We start from the raw sequence: 21,254 nt of genomic DNA on the forward strand, positions 1-21,254 counted from the left end.
ATCCAATAGCCTCGTCAATCAAAGTTCGGAATCAGGTTTGCCTGTTGAATATTGGCAAAGGCCAGAATTTCATCTCGGCCATCGACAGTCAGGGTGATCATCTCACCGTCCACCTGCTTTATGGTGCCCTTATATTTACGTCGGTTATTCACTGCCATCCGCAATGTTACCGCCGCGACATGACCGATATACCGGGCATAATGTGCCGGTTTGAGTAATGGCCGATCCATACCAGGTGATGACACCTCAAGATAATATTCAGTGGTAATCGGATCTTCCACATCCAGTAATGCGCTCACCTGATGACTGGCTTCAGCACAATCATCTACCGAAATTCCATTTGCATGATCGATGTAAACACGCAAAGTAGAATGTTTACCGGCACGGATAAATTCAATTCCCCACAACTCATAGCCTAATGCAGTAATAGGTGCATCAAGCAATTCCGTCAGGCGTTGCTCCAAGGTAGCCAATAGACCCTCCGTAAATAAAAAAAGGGCATCAAAGGCCCAATATTATGCCCACCGACTGGTGGTAACAGAATCCGGATAACAAAAAGCCCCGTTCAAAGAACTGGGGCTTTTATAGCCTGATCACTTAATCAGTGATCATGTAAATTGGTTGCGGGGGCTGGATTTGAACCAACGACCTTCGGGTTATGAGCCCGACGAGCTACCAAGCTGCTCCACCCCGCGTCAAATTACATATATGATAGCATAATGCGCGTAATACTATCAAACTAAATTGGTGCCCAGCGCGGGACTTGAACCCGCACGCCTATTGGCACTACCCCCTCAAGATAGCGTGTCTACCAATTCCACCAGCTGGGCTAAATCTTAGTTAGGAACGTCAGCGTCTTTCTTTACATCTGACGCTTTATCTGCTGGTTTATCTGTTGTCTTTTCTTGTTCAGCAACGGCCGGTTTTGTTAAATCAGACCAGGTATCTGCAGGTTTGCTACGATTACTGGTAATCGCTCCCAACACCAAGCTGATCACAAAAAACACAATAGCCAGAATTGCAGTACTTTTAGTCAGGAAGTTACCAGAACCTGAAGCACCAAACACAGTATTGGAAGCACCGGCACCGAAAGACGCCCCCATTGAGGCTCCCTTGCCATGCTGAATCAGTACCAAACCAATCAGCGCAATAGCAACCAATAAATAAACAACCAGCAGAACTTCGTACATGTTATTCCTCTGCGCCCGTAAGCGAATCATTTTGCTATATCAGCAATGCAAAGCGGCAGGATACTAGCATTGAAAACCGAAAGTCTCAATCTTGCCAGTTTTATTCCCAGCATGTCCGCAAAGCGGAGGCAATACTAGCCAGCCTTTCTGATACTGACAAGCAGATTTTCAAAAAAGCCGACTAATTGCATATTTTTACAACAAAAAAGCGTTATTTAGCCGCAGTAACCTCAGCAGCAATCTTTTCGGCCAGTTGTTGCACCTGATGCGCGTTTTCACCTTCTACCATCACTCGAATCAGAGGTTCAGTGCCTGATTTGCGCAATAAAACCCGACCGGATTTTCCTAGCGCTTTTTCTGCATCCCGAACAGCTTGCTGAACAGATGATGATAGCAGAGGATCCTGCTCACCGGAAAATCTGACATTAATCAGAATTTGCGGGAATTTCTTAATATCACGGCGTAATTCGAACAGGTTTTTTCCTGCACGACTTGTCGCTTTTAATACCTGCAGGGCTGCTACGATACCATCGCCGGTGGTCGTTTGATCCAGGCAGATAATGTGACCTGAGTTCTCACCGCCCAAACGCCAGCCTTTTTCCAACAGAAGCTCCATTACGTAACGATCACCGACCTTGGCCCGCACCAGCGGAATATCCAGTTTGGCTAACGCGACTTCCAGCCCCATATTGGTCATCAGTGTTCCGACGACACCGCCGGTCAGCGAACCCTGTTGCTGTAAATCACGGGCAATGATGTATAGCAATTCATCGCCATCGACTTCATAACCAGTATGATCCACCATGATCAGGCGATCGCCATCACCATCGAAGGCAATACCGAGATCGGCCTGTTCCTGTAATACTCTTTCTACAAGCGCCTTGGGAGCTGTTGAGCCAACCTTATCGTTAATATTCAGTCCATCAGGCGAACAGCCCATGGTGATGACATCAGCGCCTAATTCCCGGAAAACAGACGGCGCAATGTGGTAAGTTGCGCCGTGAGCACAATCCACCACAATTTTTAACCCATCAAGACTGAGTTCACTTGGAAAAGTGCTCTTACAAAACTCAATGTAACGGCCAGGCGCATCATCGATACGCGATGCTTTACCTAACTGAGACGATTCTACACAGCGAATCTCTTCATCCATCGCATTTTCGATAGCCGCTTCGATTTCATCAGGTAATTTAGTACCCTGCGTAGAAAAAAACTTGATGCCGTTGTCATAGTACGGGTTGTGCGAAGCACTGATCACCACACCGGCCTCTGCGCGGAAAGTGCGGGTTAAATAAGCCACCGCTGGCGTTGGCATCGGGCCAAGTAGCACGGGTTTCAGACCGGCAGCGGAAAGTCCGGCCTCTAGGGCCGCTTCCAGCATGTAGCCAGATATACGGGTATCCTTACCAATCAGTACTTTTTTACTGCCCTGCTTAGCCAAAACCTTGCCTGCAGCCCAGCCTAATTTCATGACGAAGTCAGGAGTAATTGGCATTTCGCCTACTTTGCCGCGAACACCATCTGTACCAAAATATTTTCTGCTCATTTGCTTACCCGAATATATTCAGTTTTTATGCGATGTTTGATACTGCAGAGCATGCCAGAAGACACGGATCGCATCGCTGGTAGCCCGAACATCATGGACACGGATAATACGCGCCCCTTGCATAAGTGCATAGAGTGCAGCGCCAATACTTCCAAATAATCGTTCATCCACAGGACAATTCAGCAAATTGCCAATCATGCTTTTACGGGACATTCCGACTAATACCGGAAACTGATTACCCAATTCACTCATGCGTCCCAGCAGTTCATAGTTCTGTTCTAAGGTTTTGCCAAAACCGAAACCGGGATCAAGGATCAGTCGTTCAGCCGTTATGCCTGCCTTTAAACACGCATTCACCCTTTCATCGAGGAAAGAGGATACTTCCGAAATCACATCCGTATAGGCCGGCTGCTGCTGCATTGTTTTCGGTTCACCCTGCATATGCATAAGACAAATCAAAGCATTACAGGAAGCAGCTACATTCAGAGCACCGTCTTCCTGTAATGCTTTAATATCATTAATCAGATGAGCACCGGCACGACAGGCTTCCTGCATGACGACGGGTTTATAGGTATCAATTGAGATCATGACATCCAGTTTTTGCGATATCAGCTCAATAACAGGTATCACGCGATCCAGTTCTTCCTGTTCAGACACATACGCTGCACCAGGCCGGGTTGACTCACCACCGATATCAATGATATCCGCACCTTCTGCAATCATCTGTTCTGCATGAAAAAGCGCTTTATCCAATTGATTGAAACGGGAGCCATCAGAAAATGAGTCTGGGGTAATATTCAGAATTCCCATAACACGTGGTTGCGACAGATCCAGAACGCGTCCAGCACCAGTTAATATCATCATTTTTCTCCAATAAAAAAACCCCAGACGCAGCGTCTGGGGTTAATGAGATATGAATTAATTTGCAGAATCAGATGGTGCAGATTTGCTATCTGTATTGCTGCTGCCTGTATTATTTTCCGCATTACCCGAGTCAGAACCACCGGACTGAGAGTTGTCATTCTGTCCGTAATCAGCCGGTAAACGCACCTCTCTGCGGGCCATCAAATCATCAATCTGATGTGCGTCAATAGTTTCATATTTCATCAATGCGTCTTTCATTGAGTGGAGGACATCCATGTTATCCAGCAACAATTGCTTGGCACGCTCATAGTTGCGATTGATAACCTGCTTGACCTCTGTGTCGATAATACGGGCGGTATCATCTGACATATGTTTGGCCTTGGCCATTGAACGTCCCAAGAAGACTTCGCCATCTTCTTCTGCATACAGCATCGGACCCAGACGCTCAGACATACCCCATTGAGTAACCATCTTTCTGGCTAGTTCTGTTGCCCGCTCAATATCGTTTGACGCACCGGTTGTTACCCGCTCACTGCCATAGATAATCTCTTCAGCGAGACGACCACCATATAAACTGGAAATCATGGATTCCAGATATTGTTTGGAGTGGCTCCAGCGATCCTGTTCCGGCAGATACATGGTGACACCTAATGCACGTCCACGCGGAATAATCGACACTTTGTAAACAGGATCGTGTTCCGGTACCAGACGACCAATAATGGCATGGCCCGCTTCATGGTATGCAGTCATCTCTTTCTCGGATTCCGACATCACCATAGACTTACGTTCTGCGCCCATCATGATCTTATCTTTGGCTCGTTCAAATTCAGCCATACTGACCAGACGTTTGTTACCACGAGCAGCAAATAATGCAGCTTCGTTGACCAGATTCGCCAAATCCGCACCTGAGAAACCTGGCGTACCACGGGCAATCAGTGATGCGTCAACATCATCTGCTAATGGCACTTTGCGCATATGAACTTTCAGGATCTGTTCACGACCACGAACATCAGGTAAGCCCACAACAACCTGACGGTCAAAACGGCCTGGACGCAACAACGCAGGATCCAGTACGTCAGGACGGTTAGTCGCTGCAATCACGATAATTGCTTCATGACCTTCAAAACCATCCATTTCCACCAGCATCTGGTTAAGGGTCTGTTCACGTTCATCATGTCCACCACCCAGACCAGCGCCGCGCTGACGACCTACCGCATCAATTTCATCGATAAAGATGATGCAAGGAGCCGCTTTTTTCGCTTGTTCGAACATGTCACGCACACGGGATGCACCGACACCGACAAACATTTCAACGAAGTCAGAACCAGAGATAGAGAAGAAAGGAACTTTGGCTTCGCCTGCAATTGCTTTCGCCAGCAGTGTCTTACCTGTACCTGGCTGACCCACCATCAGAATGCCTTTCGGAATTTTACCGCCCAGCTTCTGGAACTTTGACGGATCCCGGAGGTAGTCAACCAGCTCTTTAACCTCTTCTTTCGCTTCATCACAACCAGCAACATCGGCAAAAGTAGTTTTGATCTGATCCTCGCCCATCAGACGAGCACGGCTTTTACCAAAGGACATAGCTCCTTTGCCGCCGCCGCCCTGCATCTGGCGCATAAAAAACACCCATACACCGATTAACAGTAGCATCGGGAACCAGGAGATAAAAATACTGGCCAGCAGGCTAGGTTCTTCCGGTTTATCACCAACAACCCGGACATTATGATTCAACAGATCATTGATCAGCTGATTATCCTGCATCGGCATAACCGTCGTGAACTTTTCACCGTCACGCTTCTGACCATTAATCACTTTGCCATCAATGTGCACTTCGCGGATTTGATCCTGAGCCACATCACGGACAAAACTGGAGTAATCCAGTTGCCGCCCTGAGTTATCGCTGGGACTAAAACTCTGGAACAATGACATCAGTACGACTGCGATAACTAACCACAGGATCAGATTTTTCGCCATATCACTCAATTCTCTAACCTCGCAATTGATGGCTAAGATAGTTTCAGGTTACTACAGTTTGAAACCTGTAGCCACAATATAGACTTCCCGCGAACGGGCACGTGATGAATCAGGTTTACGAATCTTGACCACAGAAAACAATGATCTGACCTCTTTGAGATATTCTTCAAAACCGGCCCCCTGAAACACTTTAACAATAAAACTGCCTTTGGCAGCCAGAACTTGTTTACACATATCCAAAGCCAGTTCAACCAGATACATTGATCTTGGCTGATCAACAGCTTGTGTTCCAGACATGTTTGGTGCCATATCAGAAAGTATAACATCAACTTTCTGTTCACCCACTCGCTCCAGCAACGCATTAAGCACTGCTTCCTCACGGAAATCGCCTTGCAAAAAGTCCACGCCGGCTATTGGATCCATAGGTAAAATATCGCACGCTATGACCCTGCCATGTGGTCCGACCTGTTCAACACAGAACTGCGACCAGCCACCAGGTGCCGCACCAAGATCTACGACCGTCATGCCCTGTTTGATCAATTTGTCTTTTTGCTGAATTTCATCAATCTTGAATACAGCCCGGGATCTTAATCCCTGCTTTTGTGCCATTTGCACATACTTGTCATCAAAATGTTCTTTAAGCCAGCGACTTGAGCTGGCGGTACGCTTCTTTTTACTCATGTAAACAACTCTGGGAACGAACCCTATTAGTATTAAAGTGTAGATGGGGTTAAAATGTGGCGTTTTCAATATCTATTAAAGAAGAAATAGTGCCATGAATTTAACAACCAAACAAAAGCAATATTTGAAAGGACTGGCTCATGACCTGAAACCAGTTGTCATGCTGGGTCAGCATGGACTGACTGAGGGTGTCCTGGCCGAGATTGATGCGGCACTAAACCATCATGAACTGATAAAAGTTAAAGTTTCTGCGGCTGACCGCGAAACCAAAAAATTGATTGTTGATGCCATTGTCCGTGAAACCAATGCTGTACAGGTGCAGGTTATGGGAAATGTGTTAACGCTGTTCCGTCCTTCAGAAGAAAAGAAAATCAGTCTTCCGAAGTAAATCCGATGACTACGCCATCTGCAACCGCAGATGGCGCAGAACTACCGGATAATCAGATATATTCAACCTGAATAATTTCGAAGTCTACCTTACCAGCCGGTGTAGCAATGATTGCCACATCATCCACTTCTTTACCGATCAATCCCCGGGCAATCGGAGAGTTGATTGAAAGCAGTCCGGCTTTGATATCCGATTCATCATCACCAACGATACGATAAGTAATTTCTTCTTCGGTATCACATTTCACTACCGTCACTGTCGCACCGAAAATAACACGACCATTGTTTGGCAATTTGGTGATATCAATGATCTGGGCTTTTGACAACTTGGCCTCAATTTCCTGAATACGGCCCTCACAGAAACCCTGTTGTTCACGTGCCGCATGGTATTCGGCATTTTCCTTCAGATCTCCGTGTTCACGGGCCTCTGCGATAGCCTGAATGATTTGCGGACGTTGTACTGTCTTCAGATAGTCGAGTTCTTCGCGTAATTTCTCCGCGCCGCGCACGGTCATTGGAGTCTGATTCATAATCTTGGACCTAATCGTACTTTTTTAGCGTTAAAAACAACGCAAATAAGAAAAGATGATACGAACATAAAATTCATATCATCTCACTACAAAAATGGAATGTCCGACTATACATCAGCACCTGCCTGAAACAAACAGGTGCCGGTATTTTTAGCCTGTCAGATCATCAAAGAATCGTTTGACACCCTCAAAGAATCCATCTGCTTTCGGTTTATGTGTTTTCACACCGGAACCATTCAGCGAATCCTCAAGCTGTTTCAACAATTCTTTTTGTTCATCACTGAGTTTGACGGGAGTCTCAACCACCGCTTTGCAGAGCAAATCACCCTCTGTGCCTGAACGCAATGAGCGAACACCTTTGCCTCGCATACGGAACATCCGGCCAGTCTGTGTTTCAGACGGGATCTTCAGCATCACCCGGCCGTCCAGGGTTGGCACGGCAACTTCGCCACCCAGTGCTGCAGTAGTAAAGCTGATTGGAATTTCACAGTACAGGTTATTACCATCACGGACAAAAATCGGATGGTCTTTTACATGCACCTGTACATATAAGTCACCAGCCGGAGCACCAAATTCGCCAGCCTCACCCTCACCCGCTAAGCGAATGCGATCACCGGTATCCACACCGGCCGGGATTTTAACTGACAAGGTCTTGGTTTTCTGAACACGACCATCGCCATGGCATTTACGGCAAGGATCGGTAATGATCTTGCCTTTACCATGACAGTGCGGACAGGCTTGTGTTACGGCAAAGAAACCTTGACGCATCTGAACCTGGCCGGAACCATGACAGGTCGGACAGGTCTGTGCAGACGTACCGGAACGGGCGCCTGAACCATGGCATTCGTCACATTCAACCAGGGTCGGTACTTTGATTTCCTTGCTAACACCACGGACAGCCTCTTCCAGCGTCAGTTCCATGTTGTAACGAAGATCGGCACCTCGTGCTGCGCGCTGGCTACGACGGCCACCGCCGAAAATATCACCAAAGATATCACCGAAGACATCGCCAAAGTCCGCACCACCACCGAAACCACCTGGCCCAGCCTGATTTGGATCCACGCCAGCATGACCGAATTTGTCATAAGCAGCTCGTTTCTGCGCATCCGTCAGAATTTCATAAGCTTCTTTGACTTCTTTGAATTTTTCTTCTGCTTCCGGATTATCAGGATTGCGATCAGGATGGTATTTCATCGCCAGCCGTTTATAGGCTTTTTTGATTTCGCGCTCATCGGCAGAGCGTTCAACCCCTAATATTTCGTAATAATCTCGCTTTGCCATAGTGAATTATCCATACCTTTTGGATAGACAGACGGGCGTTGGTTACCCAACCAACGCCCGTGATTACTGTCAGTAATGGTTAATGCTTATTTTTTGTCGTCTTTAACTTCTTCAAATTCAGCATCAACAACATCATCATGAGACTTATTACCGGAAGCATCTTTACCAGCGTCAGCACCCTGATGAGCATGCTGATGTTGCTGAGCCTGCTGTTGCGCAAGTTCCATCAGTTTCTGAGATGCAGTCATCAGCTCCTGTTGTTTTGCCTCAATAGCAGCCTTGTCATCACCTTTAACCGCGTCTTCCAGCGCTTTAACTGCGGCTTCGATCTTCGCTTTTTCATCCGCCGGCAATGCATCACCAGCTTCGGTGATCTGCTTACGGGTGGCGTGAATCAGCGCATCAGCGTGGTTACGGGCCTGAACCAGTTCTTCAAATTTCTTATCTTCGGCAGCATTGGCTTCCGCTTCACGCACCATACGTTCAATTTCATCGTCTGACAGACCAGAAGATGCCTGAATGGTGATGTTCTGTTCTTTACCGGTATCTTTATCTTTTGCACCTACATGCAGAATGCCGTCAGCGTCAATATCGAAGGTCACTTCGATTTGCGGCAAACCACGTGGCGCAGGACGAATACCTTCCAGGTTGAACTGACCCAGTGATTTGTTGTCTGATGCACGTTTACGCTCACCTTGCAGCACATGAATAGTTACCGCAGACTGGTTATCGTCAGCCGTGGAGAACACCTGTGATTTCTTGGTAGGAATCGTGGTGTTTTTCTCAATCAGCGTGGTCATCACACTACCCATGGTTTCGATACCCAGAGACAGTGGAGTCACGTCCAGCAACAGTACGTCATGTTTTTCACCGGCCAGTACGCCACCCTGGATTGCTGCGCCCATCGCGACTGCTTCGTCAGGGTTTACGTCTTTACGTGGCTCTTTACCAAAGAAATCTGCAACTGCCTTCTGAACCATAGGCATACGAGTCTGACCACCCACCAGAATGATGTCGTCCAGTTCGTTGACTGACAGACCAGCGTCTTTCAGTGCAATTTTCAGTGGTTCAATCGATTGTTTCACCAGATCTTCAACCAGTGATTCCAGTTTGGCTCGGGTTACTTTGATGTTCATGTGCTTAGGACCAGTTGCATCTGCGGTGATGTACGGCAGGTTTACTTCGGTCTGCTGAGCAGATGACAGTTCGATTTTCGCTTTCTCAGCCGCATCTTTCAGACGTTGCAGAGCCAGCTGATCTTTACGCAGATCAATACCCTGTTCACGTTTGAACTCATCAACCAGATAGTTGATCAGACGGTTATCAAAGTCTTCACCACCCAGGTGGGTGTTACCATTGGTTGACAATACTTCGAAGGTTTTCTCGCCATCGATTTCGATGATAGAGATATCGAATGTACCGCCACCCAGGTCATAAACTGCGATTTTGCTTTCGCCTTTAACTTTGTTAACACCGTAGGCAAATGCAGCCGCTGTTGGTTCGTTGATGATACGTTTTACATCCAGACCCGCGATACGACCGGCATCTTTGGTCGCCTGACGCTGCGCATCGTTAAAATAAGCAGGCACAGTGATAACCGCTTCGGTTACTGGCTCGCCCAGGAAATCTTCAGCAGTTTTCTTCATTTTTTTCAGCACTTCGGCTGAAATCTGTGGCGCAGCCAGTTTGCGGCCTTTTACATCTACCCAAGCATCGCCGTTATCGGCACGGACGATATCAAATGGCATGATTTTAATATCACGCTGTACTTCTTCATCCTCATAACGACGGCCGATCAGTCGTTTGATCGCATACAGGGTGTTTTTCGGGTTTGTTACTGCCTGGCGTTTAGCAGGCTGACCTACCAGAATTTCGCCGTCATCGGTGTAGGCGATGATAGAAGGAGTTGTACGATCGCCTTCCGAGTTTTCAATAACACGAGCATGGTCACCATCCAGAATAGCTACGCAAGAGTTGGTGGTGCCCAGGTCAATACCGATGATCTTACCCATTTGATATGTCTCCAGAAATTTTTACTACTGCTAAACCGTTATCATTTATGTGGGGATGACGTTTTCAATTTTCAAGTTCGCCCACAAAACGGCATTGTCTGTTATATGGTGTTTCCCTTTTGTCTATTCAAGGGGAAACTCAAATTAAACTTAGGCGTCAGCCGGTGCTTTGCTGACCATAACCATAGCCGGACGGATAACCCGTCCATTCAGTTCATAACCTTTTTGCATGACAGCGATGACGGTATTTGGCGCTACATCGGCATTTTCAACCATGCTCATGGCCTGATGCTGATTTGGATCAAATGACTGCCCCTGCGGGTCAATGGCGATAACACCAAATTTGGCCACACTGTTTGCCATGGATTTCAGTGTCAGCTCAACGCCTTCCAGCAAAGGTTTCACTGCCTCATTCTGTTTGTCGGCAACCTGTATAGTCCGCTCGAGATTATCCAGTACAGGCAATAATTCAGTGGCAAACTTTTCCAAGGCAAATTTATGCGCTTTCTCAATGTCTAATGTTGTACGACGGCGCAGGTTTTCCATTTCAGCGACAGTGCGCAAGGCACGATCTTTTTCTTCCGCAGCCACGCTATTGGCCTGTTCCAGCTTTTGCTCCAGATCAACAACGTAGGCAGGGTCAATGGCAGCCCCCTCAATAGCGATAGTTTCCTGTTGCTCTGCAGCCTGATTTTCCTGATTAACGGATTCCTGAACTTGTTCCTGATTAGTCATCTTTCACTACCTGAAGTTACGCAATGGCACAAATATGGGGATGGCATTGGTATTTTCAAGAGGATATTTTTCATCTGCAGGTAATTTATTGGTTCAGCAGGGAAAAGAGTTATACTGAGACCATAATAATTTCCGGAACAAACCCATGTCTCAGGCTTTTCGTACGCTGGCCTTAATCGGCAAGACAAACAATGATGAAGTTAATCAGACTATCGCAGCATTGTATGAATTCCTGCGGGCACAAGGTTACGAAGTCCTTACCGAGAGCAGACTTGCACGGCAATTACCATGTCCGCCAGAAGATTGTATGGATATCGTAGAACTCGGTAAAAGTGCTGATCTGGCTATTGTTGTCGGTGGTGATGGACATATGTTGGGGGCGGCCCGGGTCCTTGCTCGTTATGATGTACCGGTCATTGGTGTTAACCGTGGTAATCTGGGTTTCCTGACGGATTTATCACCGCATGATTTCAAAGCCTCTCTGCAACAGGTGCTCTCCGGCGATTATCAGACTGAACACCGCTTTTTACTGGAAACAATCATCTATCGCCATGGCGAACCTAAATCGTCCAACACCGCGCTCAATGAAGCCGTTCTGCATCCGGGCAAAATAGCGCACATGATTGAATATTCTGTCTATATTGATGACAGTTTTGTCTTTAGTCAGCGCGCCGATGGAATGATCGTTTCTACACCGACCGGATCAACCGCTTATGCCCTGTCAGCTGGCGGCCCCATACTGATGCCTCAACTGGATGTGATGACGCTGGTTCCCATGTTTCCGCATACATTGAGTTGCCGCCCTATCGTTATTGATGCTCACCGCCAGGTAAAACTGGTGATATCACCGGATAATCCGGATGAGCAACTCCATGTGAGCTGTGATGGCCATGTCACGCTTTCTGTTCATCCGGGTGATGAAATCATTATTCGCCGTGCACCGCATCAGTTAACGCTGCTGCATCCTAAAGATTACGATTATTTCAACGTATTACGCACAAAATTGGGATGGAGCAATCAACTGTTTTAATATACAGTAAATTTATCTTCCGCCCCTTTACTGTATCTATATACAGTATATACTCAAAGTCAGTCTATCTGCAGTGGAGCCTGCCCGGTATGCTGACACAACTCACTATTCATAACTTTGCAATTGTCCGATTTCTGGAACTGGATTTACGGGATGGCATGACCTGTGTTACCGGTGAAACCGGTGCCGGTAAATCAATCGCTATAGACGCTCTGGGCTTATGTCTTGGTGAACGGGCAGATGCCGGTATGTTGCGGTATGGTTCAGATAAAACAGAAATTATTGCCCGTTTCAATATTGAAAAAAACCCGCATGCGCAGCAATGGTTACGAGCCAATGACCTTGATACGCAGGATGAATGTATTTTGCGCCGGGTCATTACCGTCGAAGGTCGTTCCCGTGCCTACATCAATGGAACCCCCGTTCCGCTGACCCAGTTAAAACAGCTGGGATCAACCCTGATCAATATTCATGGTCAACATGCACATCAGCTTTTGCTCAAACCAGAACATCAGCTGACCGTTCTGGATGCTTATGCCAATCACCAGGGACTACTGGATACAACCCGCCTGCATTATCAAAGCTGGCGTAGTCTGCATGCTGAGCGGCAACGTTTACGTCAGGCACAGGAACAGCGTCAGGCCCGGCTGCAACTTTTAGAGTATCAGGTACAAGAACTGGACGAGTTTGCATTACAACCTGGTGAATTTAATGAAATCGAAGCTGAACACACCCGGCTGGCAAACAGTGAGTCTCTGCTCAACGACAGCCAGTTTTGCCTGCAACTGCTGCACGATGGCGATGACGTCACCATCAATGTGTTAATGCAGAATGTGCTGGATAAACTGGAAGGTTTGGGTGAAGTTGACCCCCGTCTGAAAAATGTCGCACAAATGCTGCAGGACGCACAGATCCAGATAGAAGAAAGTCATTATGAATTAAGAAGTTATCTTGAGAATATGGATATCGATCCGGCTCGTTTTACTGAGGTTGAAAACCGTCTTTCAAAAGCGATGGAGCTGGCGCGAAAACATCATGTAAAACCAGAAGAGTTGGTAGAAAAGCATTTTTCGCTACGCCAGGAACTTCAGGCACTGGGAGCTGCTGACGAACGCTTGCAGGAATTAGCCGGCGCATTACAGCAGGCTCGCGAGGAGTACCTGGATGCAGCAACCAAACTATCTGCCAGCAGAAAACGCTATGCAGCAGAACTCAGCCAGCAAATTACCGATCAGATTCAGCAACTGAACATGCCTGACGGGCGGTTAGAGTTTGTATTCCATCCTCAGGAAACACCGACCCCAACGGCATTAGGGCTGGATATCCCCGAAATTCAGGTATCCACCAATCCGGGGCAACCTATGCAGGGATTGGCCAAAATCGCATCGGGCGGTGAATTGTCGCGGATCAGTTTGGCAATACAGGTGATTACCGCACAACGTGTAGCCACCCCTACCCTCATCTTTGATGAGGTCGATGTCGGGATCAGCGGCGGCACCGCCGCCATTGTCGGCAAGATGTTGAGAAAACTGGGTGAATCGACGCAGGTTTTAGTGGTAACACACTTACCGCAGGTTGCCGGTCATGGTCATCAGCAATATCTGGTTGCCAAACAAAACGACGGACACCAGACGGAAACATCCATGCAGTTACTGGATCAGGAAATGCGGTTACATGAGCTGGCCCGTTTATTAGGTGGCGATCAGATCACATCCAATACACTGGCTAATGCTCGTGAATTACTGATCAGTGCCTAACGCTTTCCCTGATGTTATTTACCCGCTATCATCAGGGCAGCTTAATTGACTGTCAGACAAGAAGAACCGACATGCAAAATCGCAGCAAATGGATAGCGGCGCTGTTAGCCGGCGTGATGATGTCAGCCACGACTGGTTGTGTCTATCGTATTGATGTTCCACAAGGTAACTATGTCGAACAGAAACAGGTAGATCAACTGCGTGTGGGCATGACCCGTGAACAGGTGATCTACGTGATGGGCAGCCCGATGGTAACCGATCAGAATGATCCCAACGTCTGGTATTACATTTATTATCTGAAACCAGGCTGGGATAAAGAAGAGCGTAAAGATATGCGACTCATGTTTAAAAATGATCGTCTGGCTGCAATTTCCGGTGACTTCCGTACCCCGCCAAATTTCTACAGACCGCTCTGATTGACTGAGTTTGTCCGGAATAAGCCGTCTTATATCGACGGCTTGTTTATTTCAGTGACTGCAGTTTTGCCTTTTCTGCCCGCTGTCTGCGGATTTCCTTCGGATCAGCAAGCAATGGCCGGTATATTTCGATTCGGGTTGACCGCTCTATTCGAGTGCTTAGCGCGACAGTCCGCCCGAACAATCCCACTTTATTCGTGGCTAAATCAATATCAGGATGCCGAGCCAAAATGCCTGACTCCCGGATAGCTTCTTCAACAGTAATGCCAGGATTAACTTTCACGGTCAACGTTGTCTGCTGCATAGGCAACGCATATACCACCTCAATCTGAATTCGTTCAGACACCATACACCTCCTTCGCACGCACGGTGAACGCTTGCACCATTGCACCTGTTAATTCTTTGAAAATCTTTCCGAAAGCCATTTCAATCAGATGTGATTTGAATTCGAATTCCAAATCCAGTTCGATCTTGCACGCCTGCTCATCAAGCTCAATAAAGTGCCAGCATCCCTTCAGCATTTTAAAAGGCCCGTCGACCAGTTCCATATCAATGGTTTTATTGGCTGTCAGTGTATTACGCGTTGTAAACGTCTTATGAATCCCGGCTTTAGAAACGCCAACCTCGGCCAGCATGTGGGTGCCTGATTGCTCCAACACTTTTCCTGCCACACAGCCCGGCAGGAAAGCAGGATAAGCTTCTACATCATTGACCAATCTGAACATTTGCTCTGCACTGAACATGACCAGTGCACTGCGGTTAACTCGCGCCATAGTGACTCCTTTTAACCGGCTTATTCTAACATGGCGACGTGACCAAGCACTAAACCTGAGTGGCTTTGGTTTTACAGCAAAAATACAAGACGTATAATGGAACGCTTGAATTTATAAAAGGTTTCAGCGACATGAGTAAAAACAAAACAAAGAAAGGCGGTGACAGTACTATCGCGCTGAACAAAAAAGCCCGCCATGAATATTTTATCGAAGACAAATATGAAGCCGGCCTTGCGCTTCAGGGCTGGGAAGTTAAATCGTTACGGGCAGGTAAAGCCAATATCGGTGACAGTTATGTGCTGGTTCAGAACGGTGAAGCCTTTCTGTTCGGCGCTACAATTACTCCGCTGAATGTAGCATCAACTCATGTTGTCTGTGACCCGACCCGGATTCGTAAATTACTGCTACAAAAACGCGAACTCGAACGCCTGATTGGGCTGGTCGAGCGTCAGGGCTATACGCTGATTCCTTTATCCATGTACTGGAGCCGGGCCTGGGTCAAAGTCGAGATCGGTTTAGCTAAAGGTAAGAAAGAACACGATAAACGTGAAGACCTGAAAGAACGTGAGTGGCAACGAGATAAAGATCGCATGATGAAAAACAAAGGCAGATGATCTTGGACTGCTTCTGTTTATCAGGTATAGTTACAGTAACACATTGGGGCTGATTCTGGATTCGACGGGACACTCGAAACCCAAGGTGCATGCCGAGGTGCGGTAGGCCTCGTTAACAAACCGCAAAAAAATAGTCGCAAACGACGAAACCTACGCTTTAGCAGCTTAATAACCTGCTCGAAGCCCTTCTACCCTAACTTGCTGGTGACTTAGGGAATCGGAAGGTCATCCTTCACCGGATCGCGTGGAAGTCCTGCCTGGGGCGGAAGCGTTAAAACCAATCAGGCTAGTCATTCAGTGGCGTGTCGGTCCGCAGCTGGGTGGCGAATGTAAAGACTCGACTAAGCATGTAGTACTGAGGATGTAGGTTTTTCGGACGCGGGTTCAAATCCCGCCAGCTCCACCAAATACTTGTACGAAGCAGTACAAAGAAACACAAAAACCCGCGTAGCATAAGGCTTCGTGGGTTTTTTCTTATCTGATGATGTCCAATCCGATACATTGAAATCCAACCTATTTAGGCATACGCTTAGGCATATCCCATCGATATGCCTAAAGGTCGTATGCCTATGCCTAGAATTACTCGTCAACTTTCTGCTACGGAAGTTAAAAATGCAAAACCCAAAGAGAAAGAGTATTCCTTGCATGATGGCATGGGACTAGAGCTGTGCATTAAGCCCAGCGGAGCAAAACTCTGGCGCTTTCGCTATTACAGACCAGTAACTAAAAAACGAACCATGATCAGCTTTGGTGAGTGGGATATTGTTTCATTAGCTGGAGCCAGAGAAAAAAGAGATTCCGCCAGAGAATTGCTCGATAAAGGGATTGACCCGCAGGAACATCAGAAAGCACAAACAGAACAAGCCAAGGCTATTGTTGAAAATACATTCAGTAATATAGCGGCTGCATGGTTTGAATTAAAAAAAACACAAGTGACATCTGACTATGCTAGTGATGTATGGCGATCATTAGAGCGAGACGTATTCCCCTTTATTGGTGAAATGCCTATTGCCGAGATTAAAGCAAAATTCGTCATTGAAGCCTTAGAACCAGTGAAAGAAAAAGGCGCATTAGAGACATTGAAACGACTGGTTCAACGGATCAATGAAATCATGATTTATGCGGTCAACTCAGGGATCATTGAGGTTAACCCCACATCGGGTATCCGACATGTTTTTGCAAAACCACAAAAACAGCATATGCCTACGTTGAAGCCAGAACAATTGCCTGAACTCATGTTTGCACTGGCGAAAGCGAGTATTACATTACAAACTCGCTGCTTAATTGAATGGAGCTTGCACACCATGGTGCGACCTAGCGAAGCGGCTGGAACTCGTTGGGACGAAATAGATATTGAGAATAAAGTCTGGACTATTCCTGCTGAACGCATGAAAAAAAGAAAGTCTCATTCAATTCCGTTAACAGCACAGTCTATTTCTTTGCTGGAGGTTATGCGACCAATCAGCGGTCATCGAGATTTTGTTTTTCCTAGCCACAAAGACCCGAGACAACCAACCAATAATCAAACTGCCAATGCTGCACTGAAACGCATGGGCTTCGATAAGTTACTTGTTGCGCATGGTTTGCGAGCCTTGGCAAGCACCACACTGAACGAAAAAGGCTTTGATTCTGACGTTATCGAGGCTGCTTTATCTCATGTAGATAAAGATGATGTCAGAAGAGCGTATAACAGAACAGACTACTTTAACCGCCGAATAGAACTCATGAAGTGGTGGAGTGATCATATCCAACAAGCTGCGCGTGGCAATCTTAGTTTAGCGATAGCGGTATAATAAATCGATTAACCTTTCACATTTATTGAATGACGCAGCACCTGCGCGGGAATAGCCATCACAAGGGGCACTGCTTCACTAACGAGACCGGCAGTTGGCTAGGGCCGGAGAGGGTTTAGAGATGACAATGGTAAAGGCCTGCAAAAGCAGGCCTTTACTCTGATGTTCTGCAATTTCAAAAAAACGTACCTATCAAAAATTAAAGTCATCATCAAATTCCCTGCAAGGCTGATTTTCCTTTAGAAATAAATCATTCATTAGTAGATCATGAATTCTTCCTGCACTTGCTTCAAAAGTGTTCTTAATTGAATCGTTAGCTAATAGCTCTTTATCGAAACCTTGATGCTCAAATATTGGTCTAATAAGGTAAAGAACCGGAATGGTTCTTTTTTGTCTACTTCACACACCAAAATCTGACAAAGCACCGATCTAGACCATACAAATCACTTGATAAATAGAAGAAACACACTAAGGAATTAAGGATGTCTAGCGTGTGTCAATTAAGTACCCGAGCAAGTACCCAGAAGAAAAAACGAAGAAGTGAGTGGCTATTTTATTTTTAACTAATTGATTTAATTGGTGTCGGCAACAGGAGTCGAACCTGCGGCCGTCGCATTACGAATAGATCCGCGTTTTGCAGTTGCAGCCAAAAAAGAACACAACGCTCACATGCTCTTGCTGGACGAACTGTTCAATGAGTGGATAACGCATAAAGAACACTCAAAGCGCCGGGATGGCATGCGTCCGGAAATCAGTCCCCGAACAGCGAAAGATTATCGCAATATATACAACAGCCACCTCTCCCCTGTTTTCGGGAAAAAGCGTGTAGCTGACATCACAATGGCCATGCTGCATAAACACTACAAGCAATTGCAGAGTGTAACGCTTGAAGGTTTACGTAAAGCAATGTTAATCATGAAGCAACTGATGGCAGAAGCTACACGGCGTCAATTAATAGAATTAAGTCCGGTATTAGCCCTTGAGCCAAAAATTTACAACGCCACCCCCAGTATTCCGAGAGAACGCTGGTTGACGGTTGATGAGTTGTGCGCTTTTTGGCATGCATTGGAGGAAGGAACACAAGGTGGTGGAGCACTGAGTGCTGGAGGAAGAGGAATAGCAAGTAATGTTGTTCTATCAGGCAGTATGATGAATGTTCTCAAGATAATAATCTTGACCGCCGTTCGTCGTGGCGAAGCTGTAAGTATGCGCTGGATAGACATTGATGGTGATCGGTGGACAATTCCAGAAACAAAAAGTGGACGGCCTCATGTAGTTACCTTATCTCCATTAGCGTTGTCGATTATAGAAGAACAACGATCAATAACATCTCAGCTATCTCCTTTTGTCTTTGAATCTCCAAGCAAATTAGGTCAGAGCATAAGTAATGATTCTGTAACGAGAGCTTTGACCAGGCTCCGCATGCGTAAAATGGCTGAAACTGAGCCGTTTACCGTTCACGACTTGCGACGTTCAGTTGCCACCCTTGTGGGCATTGAGCTGGGTGTTGGACCATTAGAAATTGAGCACATGCTCAATCACCAAATCAGCGACAAATTGCTACGAACTTATCAAACAGGCGCTTTACGTAACCCTGAACGATTAAAAGATCTGTTCCTGAGATGGAGTGACTTTGTGGCAAATAACATTGCAACAAAAAAACAGGCTGTCGAAAAAGACGCTTCTAATGTGATACAGGCAAATTTCAGGAAAAACTAACCTGCAATATTTATCACGGAGGGGGCTTATTGGATATGCCAATAACCGCCTTTTTTAGGCCCGTGATATACCAGCCTGTTTTGTTTTTTCAGTTTAGCTACCGCTCGCTCAACGGTACTAACTGATTTGCCAATGGTGTCTGCTACCTCTGAAAGAGTCATATGGTTTTACCCCGATTCAACGGACCGTCAGTTAAGAGCAGTTTGAACAGTTGTGTTTAGCTTACGTAACTTCATCGGGTTATAAAACCACGACCAATTTTACTTGAACACTACAGAATCAGTATTCAGCAAAACTAAGCCGATACTGCGTTTCGAATCTCACTGGTCAGACATTTCATTCCCCCTATCTATAGAGTCGGGATACTTAATTTTAATGTATGTTCCTTGCCATAATAAAGCATGTAGTACATACTACACATATGAAGACATTTGGTGAACATATCAGACAACGTCGTGAAGCGTTGCTAGCCAGTGATAAACAATATTCACTGCGACAAGTAGCCACACGTATCGGCATCGAACCGGCCTATCTATCCAAGATCGAGCGGGGTGTTTTCGCCCCTCCTTCTGAAGAAGTCATCGTGAAACTGGCCATTTTGCTGAATGAAGATACAGACATCTTGCTGGCAATGGCCGGCAAACTGTCAAGTGAGTTGCAGCAAATCATTCTGGAACGGCCACAACTGTTCGCTGATCTGTTGCGTCAGCTGAAAAACCTTCCCGATCATGCCATTTTGCGTGTCGTTCGAGAGGTGAAAGATGGTCAGTGGTGAATGAGGAGCAATAAAATGGTAGAGCTAAACAGTAATAAACTTATTTTCCGTTTTCCGGAGATTCATCCAAACGCAATGTGTGAAATTGAATTTCAGCGTACATTGCGGATCCCTGATGACAATCACTCCTACCCTCTGCCTCCCGGGCTAGGCCGGTTTCCGTTGGAGCATGTCGAAGACTACGCATCTAAGCTACCATCTCAATGGCAGGAACATGGTGGAGTTTTGTTACCCATGTATCAGTCCGAAGCCTTATGGATCAATTTTTCCAGCCGACATATTCCAGGAAATGAACCTTATCCATTTGCAGTGAAGATCGCCACAGGCAAGATCAATGCAGTTACCGGGGAAGCATGGAAAAACGACCTAACCAAAGTACCTCAAGACTATGTCGTGATTCCCAATCAACCCTGGCTTGATGGCTACTGCATACAGAAAGGATTGATCCGTCAGTTTGTAGCAATGCCTCAAGGACAAGGATTTACCGCCGAAGAACAAATTACCGGTACAATTGAGCACGGAGGGCTACAAATCATCGTCTATCCGATGAAACGCAAGCATTATGAAGAACTACAGAATCGCCTACAGCTTAAGATTTGTTATTCCAACAAGTCTTTATATGGGATCGATGAGATATGTGCTGATAAGTGTATGGAGTTAGGTCTAGCCCCCGGTGGGGTTATGAAACAGAAAATATATGAGGATCCTCATCACTTCGATGTATGGGACACGTCAGTATCAGCCCGCTGTTTTGCTCATATACTCAATAGTCAGCAATGGCAGAATGTAACTGGTAAACCAATACCGTCCCCCCCTCCCTCAGCAAAACAATACGCACAAGCTGGATTACCGTGGTTTGAGTATTATAATGATAATCTGAATGCCCTGAACGGTTCATCAACACTGGCATCTCTGGATAGCATTGCCGCTAAAACGATCAAAAAAGGTGAGAAACCACTTGAGGATAACAGTAGCGTGACACCTGCGCAGATTCAAATGTTGAGCCCAAATAACAATACTGTACATGATGGTAAATGGTGAACAGACTCCCAATACGTATAGGGCCAAGATCCAGAATACACGCATGGTGGTGCTAAGTTTGGGAACAGCTCAAAAGAAAACCCAACATAGACTTGCAATCCACTTATCTCCATGTTAAGAAAATAAAGCCCAA

General features: G+C 46.4%; 21 protein-coding genes, 2 tRNA genes and 1 other RNA gene. 10 read left to right on the forward strand and 14 right to left on the reverse strand.

Translation table 11 applies throughout. The features are described 5' to 3' along the window. Positions 1 to 14: 14 nt before the first annotated feature. The 8 genes from rimP to rlmE all read right to left on the reverse strand — a co-directional run bounded on the left by rimP (position 15) and on the right by rlmE (position 6,258). The gene (gene rimP, locus HNR75_RS06765) at positions 15 to 473 is read right to left on the reverse strand and encodes a ribosome maturation factor RimP (protein WP_188026248.1); all 459 of its coding nucleotides are present in this window, start codon (positions 471 to 473) and stop codon (positions 15 to 17) included. Between the two features lie 145 nt (positions 474 to 618). After that, positions 619 to 695 (reverse strand) — tRNA-Met (locus HNR75_RS06770). A gap of 50 nt (positions 696 to 745) precedes the next feature. Continuing rightward, positions 746 to 830: transfer RNA gene (locus HNR75_RS06775), tRNA-Leu, on the reverse strand. Between the two features lie 6 nt (positions 831 to 836). Beyond that, entirely contained in the window at positions 837 to 1,190 is a 354-nt protein-coding gene (gene secG / locus HNR75_RS06780; RefSeq protein WP_188026249.1) for a preprotein translocase subunit SecG, read from the reverse strand. A gap of 211 nt (positions 1,191 to 1,401) precedes the next feature. Beyond that, the gene (glmM, locus tag HNR75_RS06785) at positions 1,402 to 2,736 is read right to left on the reverse strand and encodes a phosphoglucosamine mutase (protein WP_188026250.1); all 1,335 of its coding nucleotides are present in this window, start codon (positions 2,734 to 2,736) and stop codon (positions 1,402 to 1,404) included. A gap of 18 nt (positions 2,737 to 2,754) precedes the next feature. After that, positions 2,755 to 3,597: a dihydropteroate synthase gene (folP, locus tag HNR75_RS06790; RefSeq protein ID WP_188026392.1), complete on the reverse strand. Its 843-nt coding sequence runs from the start codon at positions 3,595 to 3,597 to the stop codon at positions 2,755 to 2,757. Between the two features lie 57 nt (positions 3,598 to 3,654). Further along, a complete protein-coding gene (ftsH, locus tag HNR75_RS06795) occupies positions 3,655 to 5,586 on the reverse strand; it encodes an ATP-dependent zinc metalloprotease FtsH (RefSeq protein ID WP_281364929.1) in 1,932 nt (643 codons plus the stop codon). A 42-nt stretch (positions 5,587 to 5,628) separates the two neighbouring features. Then, a complete protein-coding gene (gene rlmE, locus HNR75_RS06800; RefSeq protein WP_188026252.1) occupies positions 5,629 to 6,258 on the reverse strand; it encodes a 23S rRNA (uridine(2552)-2'-O)-methyltransferase RlmE in 630 nt (209 codons plus the stop codon). A gap of 94 nt (positions 6,259 to 6,352) precedes the next feature. Here rlmE and yhbY point away from each other — a divergent pair, with 94 nt between their 5' ends. Continuing rightward, positions 6,353 to 6,646, forward strand: coding sequence for a ribosome assembly RNA-binding protein YhbY (gene yhbY / locus HNR75_RS06805; RefSeq protein WP_188026253.1), 294 nt, complete (start codon positions 6,353 to 6,355; stop codon positions 6,644 to 6,646). Positions 6,647 to 6,698: 52 nt separating this feature from the next. Here yhbY and greA read toward each other — a convergent pair whose 3' ends face one another. The 4 genes from greA to grpE form a co-directional block, all read right to left on the reverse strand. Continuing rightward, entirely contained in the window at positions 6,699 to 7,175 is a 477-nt protein-coding gene (gene greA / locus HNR75_RS06810; protein WP_188026254.1) for a transcription elongation factor GreA, read from the reverse strand. Positions 7,176 to 7,325: 150 nt separating this feature from the next. Continuing rightward, complete coding sequence (gene dnaJ / locus HNR75_RS06815; protein ID WP_188026255.1) at positions 7,326 to 8,456, reverse strand: molecular chaperone DnaJ; 1,131 nt, start codon at positions 8,454 to 8,456, stop codon at positions 7,326 to 7,328. An 86-nt stretch (positions 8,457 to 8,542) separates the two neighbouring features. Then, complete coding sequence (gene dnaK / locus HNR75_RS06820) at positions 8,543 to 10,468, reverse strand: molecular chaperone DnaK (protein ID WP_188026256.1); 1,926 nt, start codon at positions 10,466 to 10,468, stop codon at positions 8,543 to 8,545. Between the two features lie 150 nt (positions 10,469 to 10,618). Beyond that, on the reverse strand, positions 10,619 to 11,203 hold the full coding sequence (gene grpE, locus HNR75_RS06825; protein ID WP_188026257.1) for a nucleotide exchange factor GrpE: 585 nt from the start codon (positions 11,201 to 11,203) through the stop codon (positions 10,619 to 10,621). A gap of 145 nt (positions 11,204 to 11,348) precedes the next feature. Here grpE and nadK point away from each other — a divergent pair, with 145 nt between their 5' ends. From nadK to HNR75_RS06840, 3 genes are all read left to right on the forward strand, one after another. After that, the gene (nadK, locus tag HNR75_RS06830) at positions 11,349 to 12,233 is read left to right on the forward strand and encodes an NAD(+) kinase (RefSeq protein ID WP_188026258.1); all 885 of its coding nucleotides are present in this window, start codon (positions 11,349 to 11,351) and stop codon (positions 12,231 to 12,233) included. An 89-nt stretch (positions 12,234 to 12,322) separates the two neighbouring features. Next, on the forward strand, positions 12,323 to 13,990 hold the full coding sequence (gene recN, locus HNR75_RS06835; RefSeq protein ID WP_188026259.1) for a DNA repair protein RecN: 1,668 nt from the start codon (positions 12,323 to 12,325) through the stop codon (positions 13,988 to 13,990). 71 nt (positions 13,991 to 14,061) lie between these two features. Then, positions 14,062 to 14,406 (forward strand): outer membrane protein assembly factor BamE, encoded by a 345-nt coding sequence (locus HNR75_RS06840; protein WP_188026260.1) that lies wholly within the window; start codon positions 14,062 to 14,064, stop codon positions 14,404 to 14,406. Between the two features lie 46 nt (positions 14,407 to 14,452). On the opposite strand, the gene HNR75_RS06845 is transcribed toward HNR75_RS06840, so the two are convergent. Further along, complete coding sequence (locus HNR75_RS06845) at positions 14,453 to 14,752, reverse strand: RnfH family protein (RefSeq protein ID WP_343043259.1); 300 nt, start codon at positions 14,750 to 14,752, stop codon at positions 14,453 to 14,455. Beyond that, entirely contained in the window at positions 14,745 to 15,179 is a 435-nt protein-coding gene (locus HNR75_RS06850; protein ID WP_188026262.1) for an SRPBCC family protein, read from the reverse strand. The genes HNR75_RS06845 and HNR75_RS06850 overlap by 8 nt, the downstream gene beginning before the upstream one ends. Before the next feature lie 131 nt (positions 15,180 to 15,310). Between HNR75_RS06850 and smpB the strand changes: the two genes are divergently transcribed. From smpB to HNR75_RS06880, 6 genes are all read left to right on the forward strand, one after another. After that, positions 15,311 to 15,793: an SsrA-binding protein SmpB gene (smpB, locus tag HNR75_RS06855; RefSeq protein WP_188026263.1), complete on the forward strand. Its 483-nt coding sequence runs from the start codon at positions 15,311 to 15,313 to the stop codon at positions 15,791 to 15,793. 45 nt (positions 15,794 to 15,838) lie between these two features. Beyond that, positions 15,839 to 16,199, forward strand: a transfer-messenger RNA (tmRNA) gene (ssrA, locus tag HNR75_RS06860). 163 nt (positions 16,200 to 16,362) lie between these two features. Further along, positions 16,363 to 17,586, forward strand: a complete 1,224-nt coding sequence (locus HNR75_RS06865) for an integrase domain-containing protein (protein WP_188026264.1) — start codon at positions 16,363 to 16,365, stop codon at positions 17,584 to 17,586. Positions 17,587 to 18,165: 579 nt separating this feature from the next. Continuing rightward, on the forward strand, positions 18,166 to 19,305 hold the full coding sequence (locus tag HNR75_RS06870) for a tyrosine-type recombinase/integrase (RefSeq protein ID WP_188026265.1): 1,140 nt from the start codon (positions 18,166 to 18,168) through the stop codon (positions 19,303 to 19,305). A 421-nt stretch (positions 19,306 to 19,726) separates the two neighbouring features. Next, positions 19,727 to 20,080: a helix-turn-helix domain-containing protein gene (locus HNR75_RS06875; RefSeq protein WP_188026266.1), complete on the forward strand. Its 354-nt coding sequence runs from the start codon at positions 19,727 to 19,729 to the stop codon at positions 20,078 to 20,080. Between the two features lie 15 nt (positions 20,081 to 20,095). After that, positions 20,096 to 21,121: a hypothetical protein gene (locus HNR75_RS06880; RefSeq protein ID WP_188026267.1), complete on the forward strand. Its 1,026-nt coding sequence runs from the start codon at positions 20,096 to 20,098 to the stop codon at positions 21,119 to 21,121. Positions 21,122 to 21,254 lie beyond the last annotated feature (133 nt).

Origin of the sequence: Tolumonas osonensis (assembly GCF_014202415.1) — a bacterium.
Lineage (GTDB): Bacteria > Pseudomonadota > Gammaproteobacteria > Enterobacterales > Aeromonadaceae > Tolumonas > Tolumonas osonensis.

Excerpts from the sequence above, each read along its gene's own strand:
- folP (WP_188026392.1), bottom strand. The coding sequence starts at position 3,597 with ATGATATTAACTGGTGCTGGACGCGTTCTGGATCTGTCGCAACCACGT.
- nadK (WP_188026258.1), top strand. The coding sequence starts at position 11,349 with ATGTCTCAGGCTTTTCGTACGCTGGCCTTAATCGGCAAGACAAACAAT.
- HNR75_RS06880 (WP_188026267.1), top strand. The coding sequence starts at position 20,096 with ATGGTAGAGCTAAACAGTAATAAACTTATTTTCCGTTTTCCGGAGATT.
- rlmE (WP_188026252.1), bottom strand. The coding sequence starts at position 6,258 with ATGAGTAAAAAGAAGCGTACCGCCAGCTCAAGTCGCTGGCTTAAAGAA.
- recN (WP_188026259.1), top strand. The coding sequence starts at position 12,323 with ATGCTGACACAACTCACTATTCATAACTTTGCAATTGTCCGATTTCTG.
- HNR75_RS06865 (WP_188026264.1), top strand. The coding sequence starts at position 16,363 with ATGCCTAGAATTACTCGTCAACTTTCTGCTACGGAAGTTAAAAATGCA.
- secG (WP_188026249.1), bottom strand. The coding sequence starts at position 1,190 with ATGTACGAAGTTCTGCTGGTTGTTTATTTATTGGTTGCTATTGCGCTG.
- HNR75_RS06875 (WP_188026266.1), top strand. The coding sequence starts at position 19,727 with ATGAAGACATTTGGTGAACATATCAGACAACGTCGTGAAGCGTTGCTA.
- glmM (WP_188026250.1), bottom strand. The coding sequence starts at position 2,736 with ATGAGCAGAAAATATTTTGGTACAGATGGTGTTCGCGGCAAAGTAGGC.
- dnaJ (WP_188026255.1), bottom strand. The coding sequence starts at position 8,456 with ATGGCAAAGCGAGATTATTACGAAATATTAGGGGTTGAACGCTCTGCC.
- dnaK (WP_188026256.1), bottom strand. The coding sequence starts at position 10,468 with ATGGGTAAGATCATCGGTATTGACCTGGGCACCACCAACTCTTGCGTA.
- HNR75_RS06840 (WP_188026260.1), top strand. The coding sequence starts at position 14,062 with ATGCAAAATCGCAGCAAATGGATAGCGGCGCTGTTAGCCGGCGTGATG.
- HNR75_RS06850 (WP_188026262.1), bottom strand. The coding sequence starts at position 15,179 with ATGGCGCGAGTTAACCGCAGTGCACTGGTCATGTTCAGTGCAGAGCAA.
- grpE (WP_188026257.1), bottom strand. The coding sequence starts at position 11,203 with ATGACTAATCAGGAACAAGTTCAGGAATCCGTTAATCAGGAAAATCAG.
- greA (WP_188026254.1), bottom strand. The coding sequence starts at position 7,175 with ATGAATCAGACTCCAATGACCGTGCGCGGCGCGGAGAAATTACGCGAA.
- smpB (WP_188026263.1), top strand. The coding sequence starts at position 15,311 with ATGAGTAAAAACAAAACAAAGAAAGGCGGTGACAGTACTATCGCGCTG.
- yhbY (WP_188026253.1), top strand. The coding sequence starts at position 6,353 with ATGAATTTAACAACCAAACAAAAGCAATATTTGAAAGGACTGGCTCAT.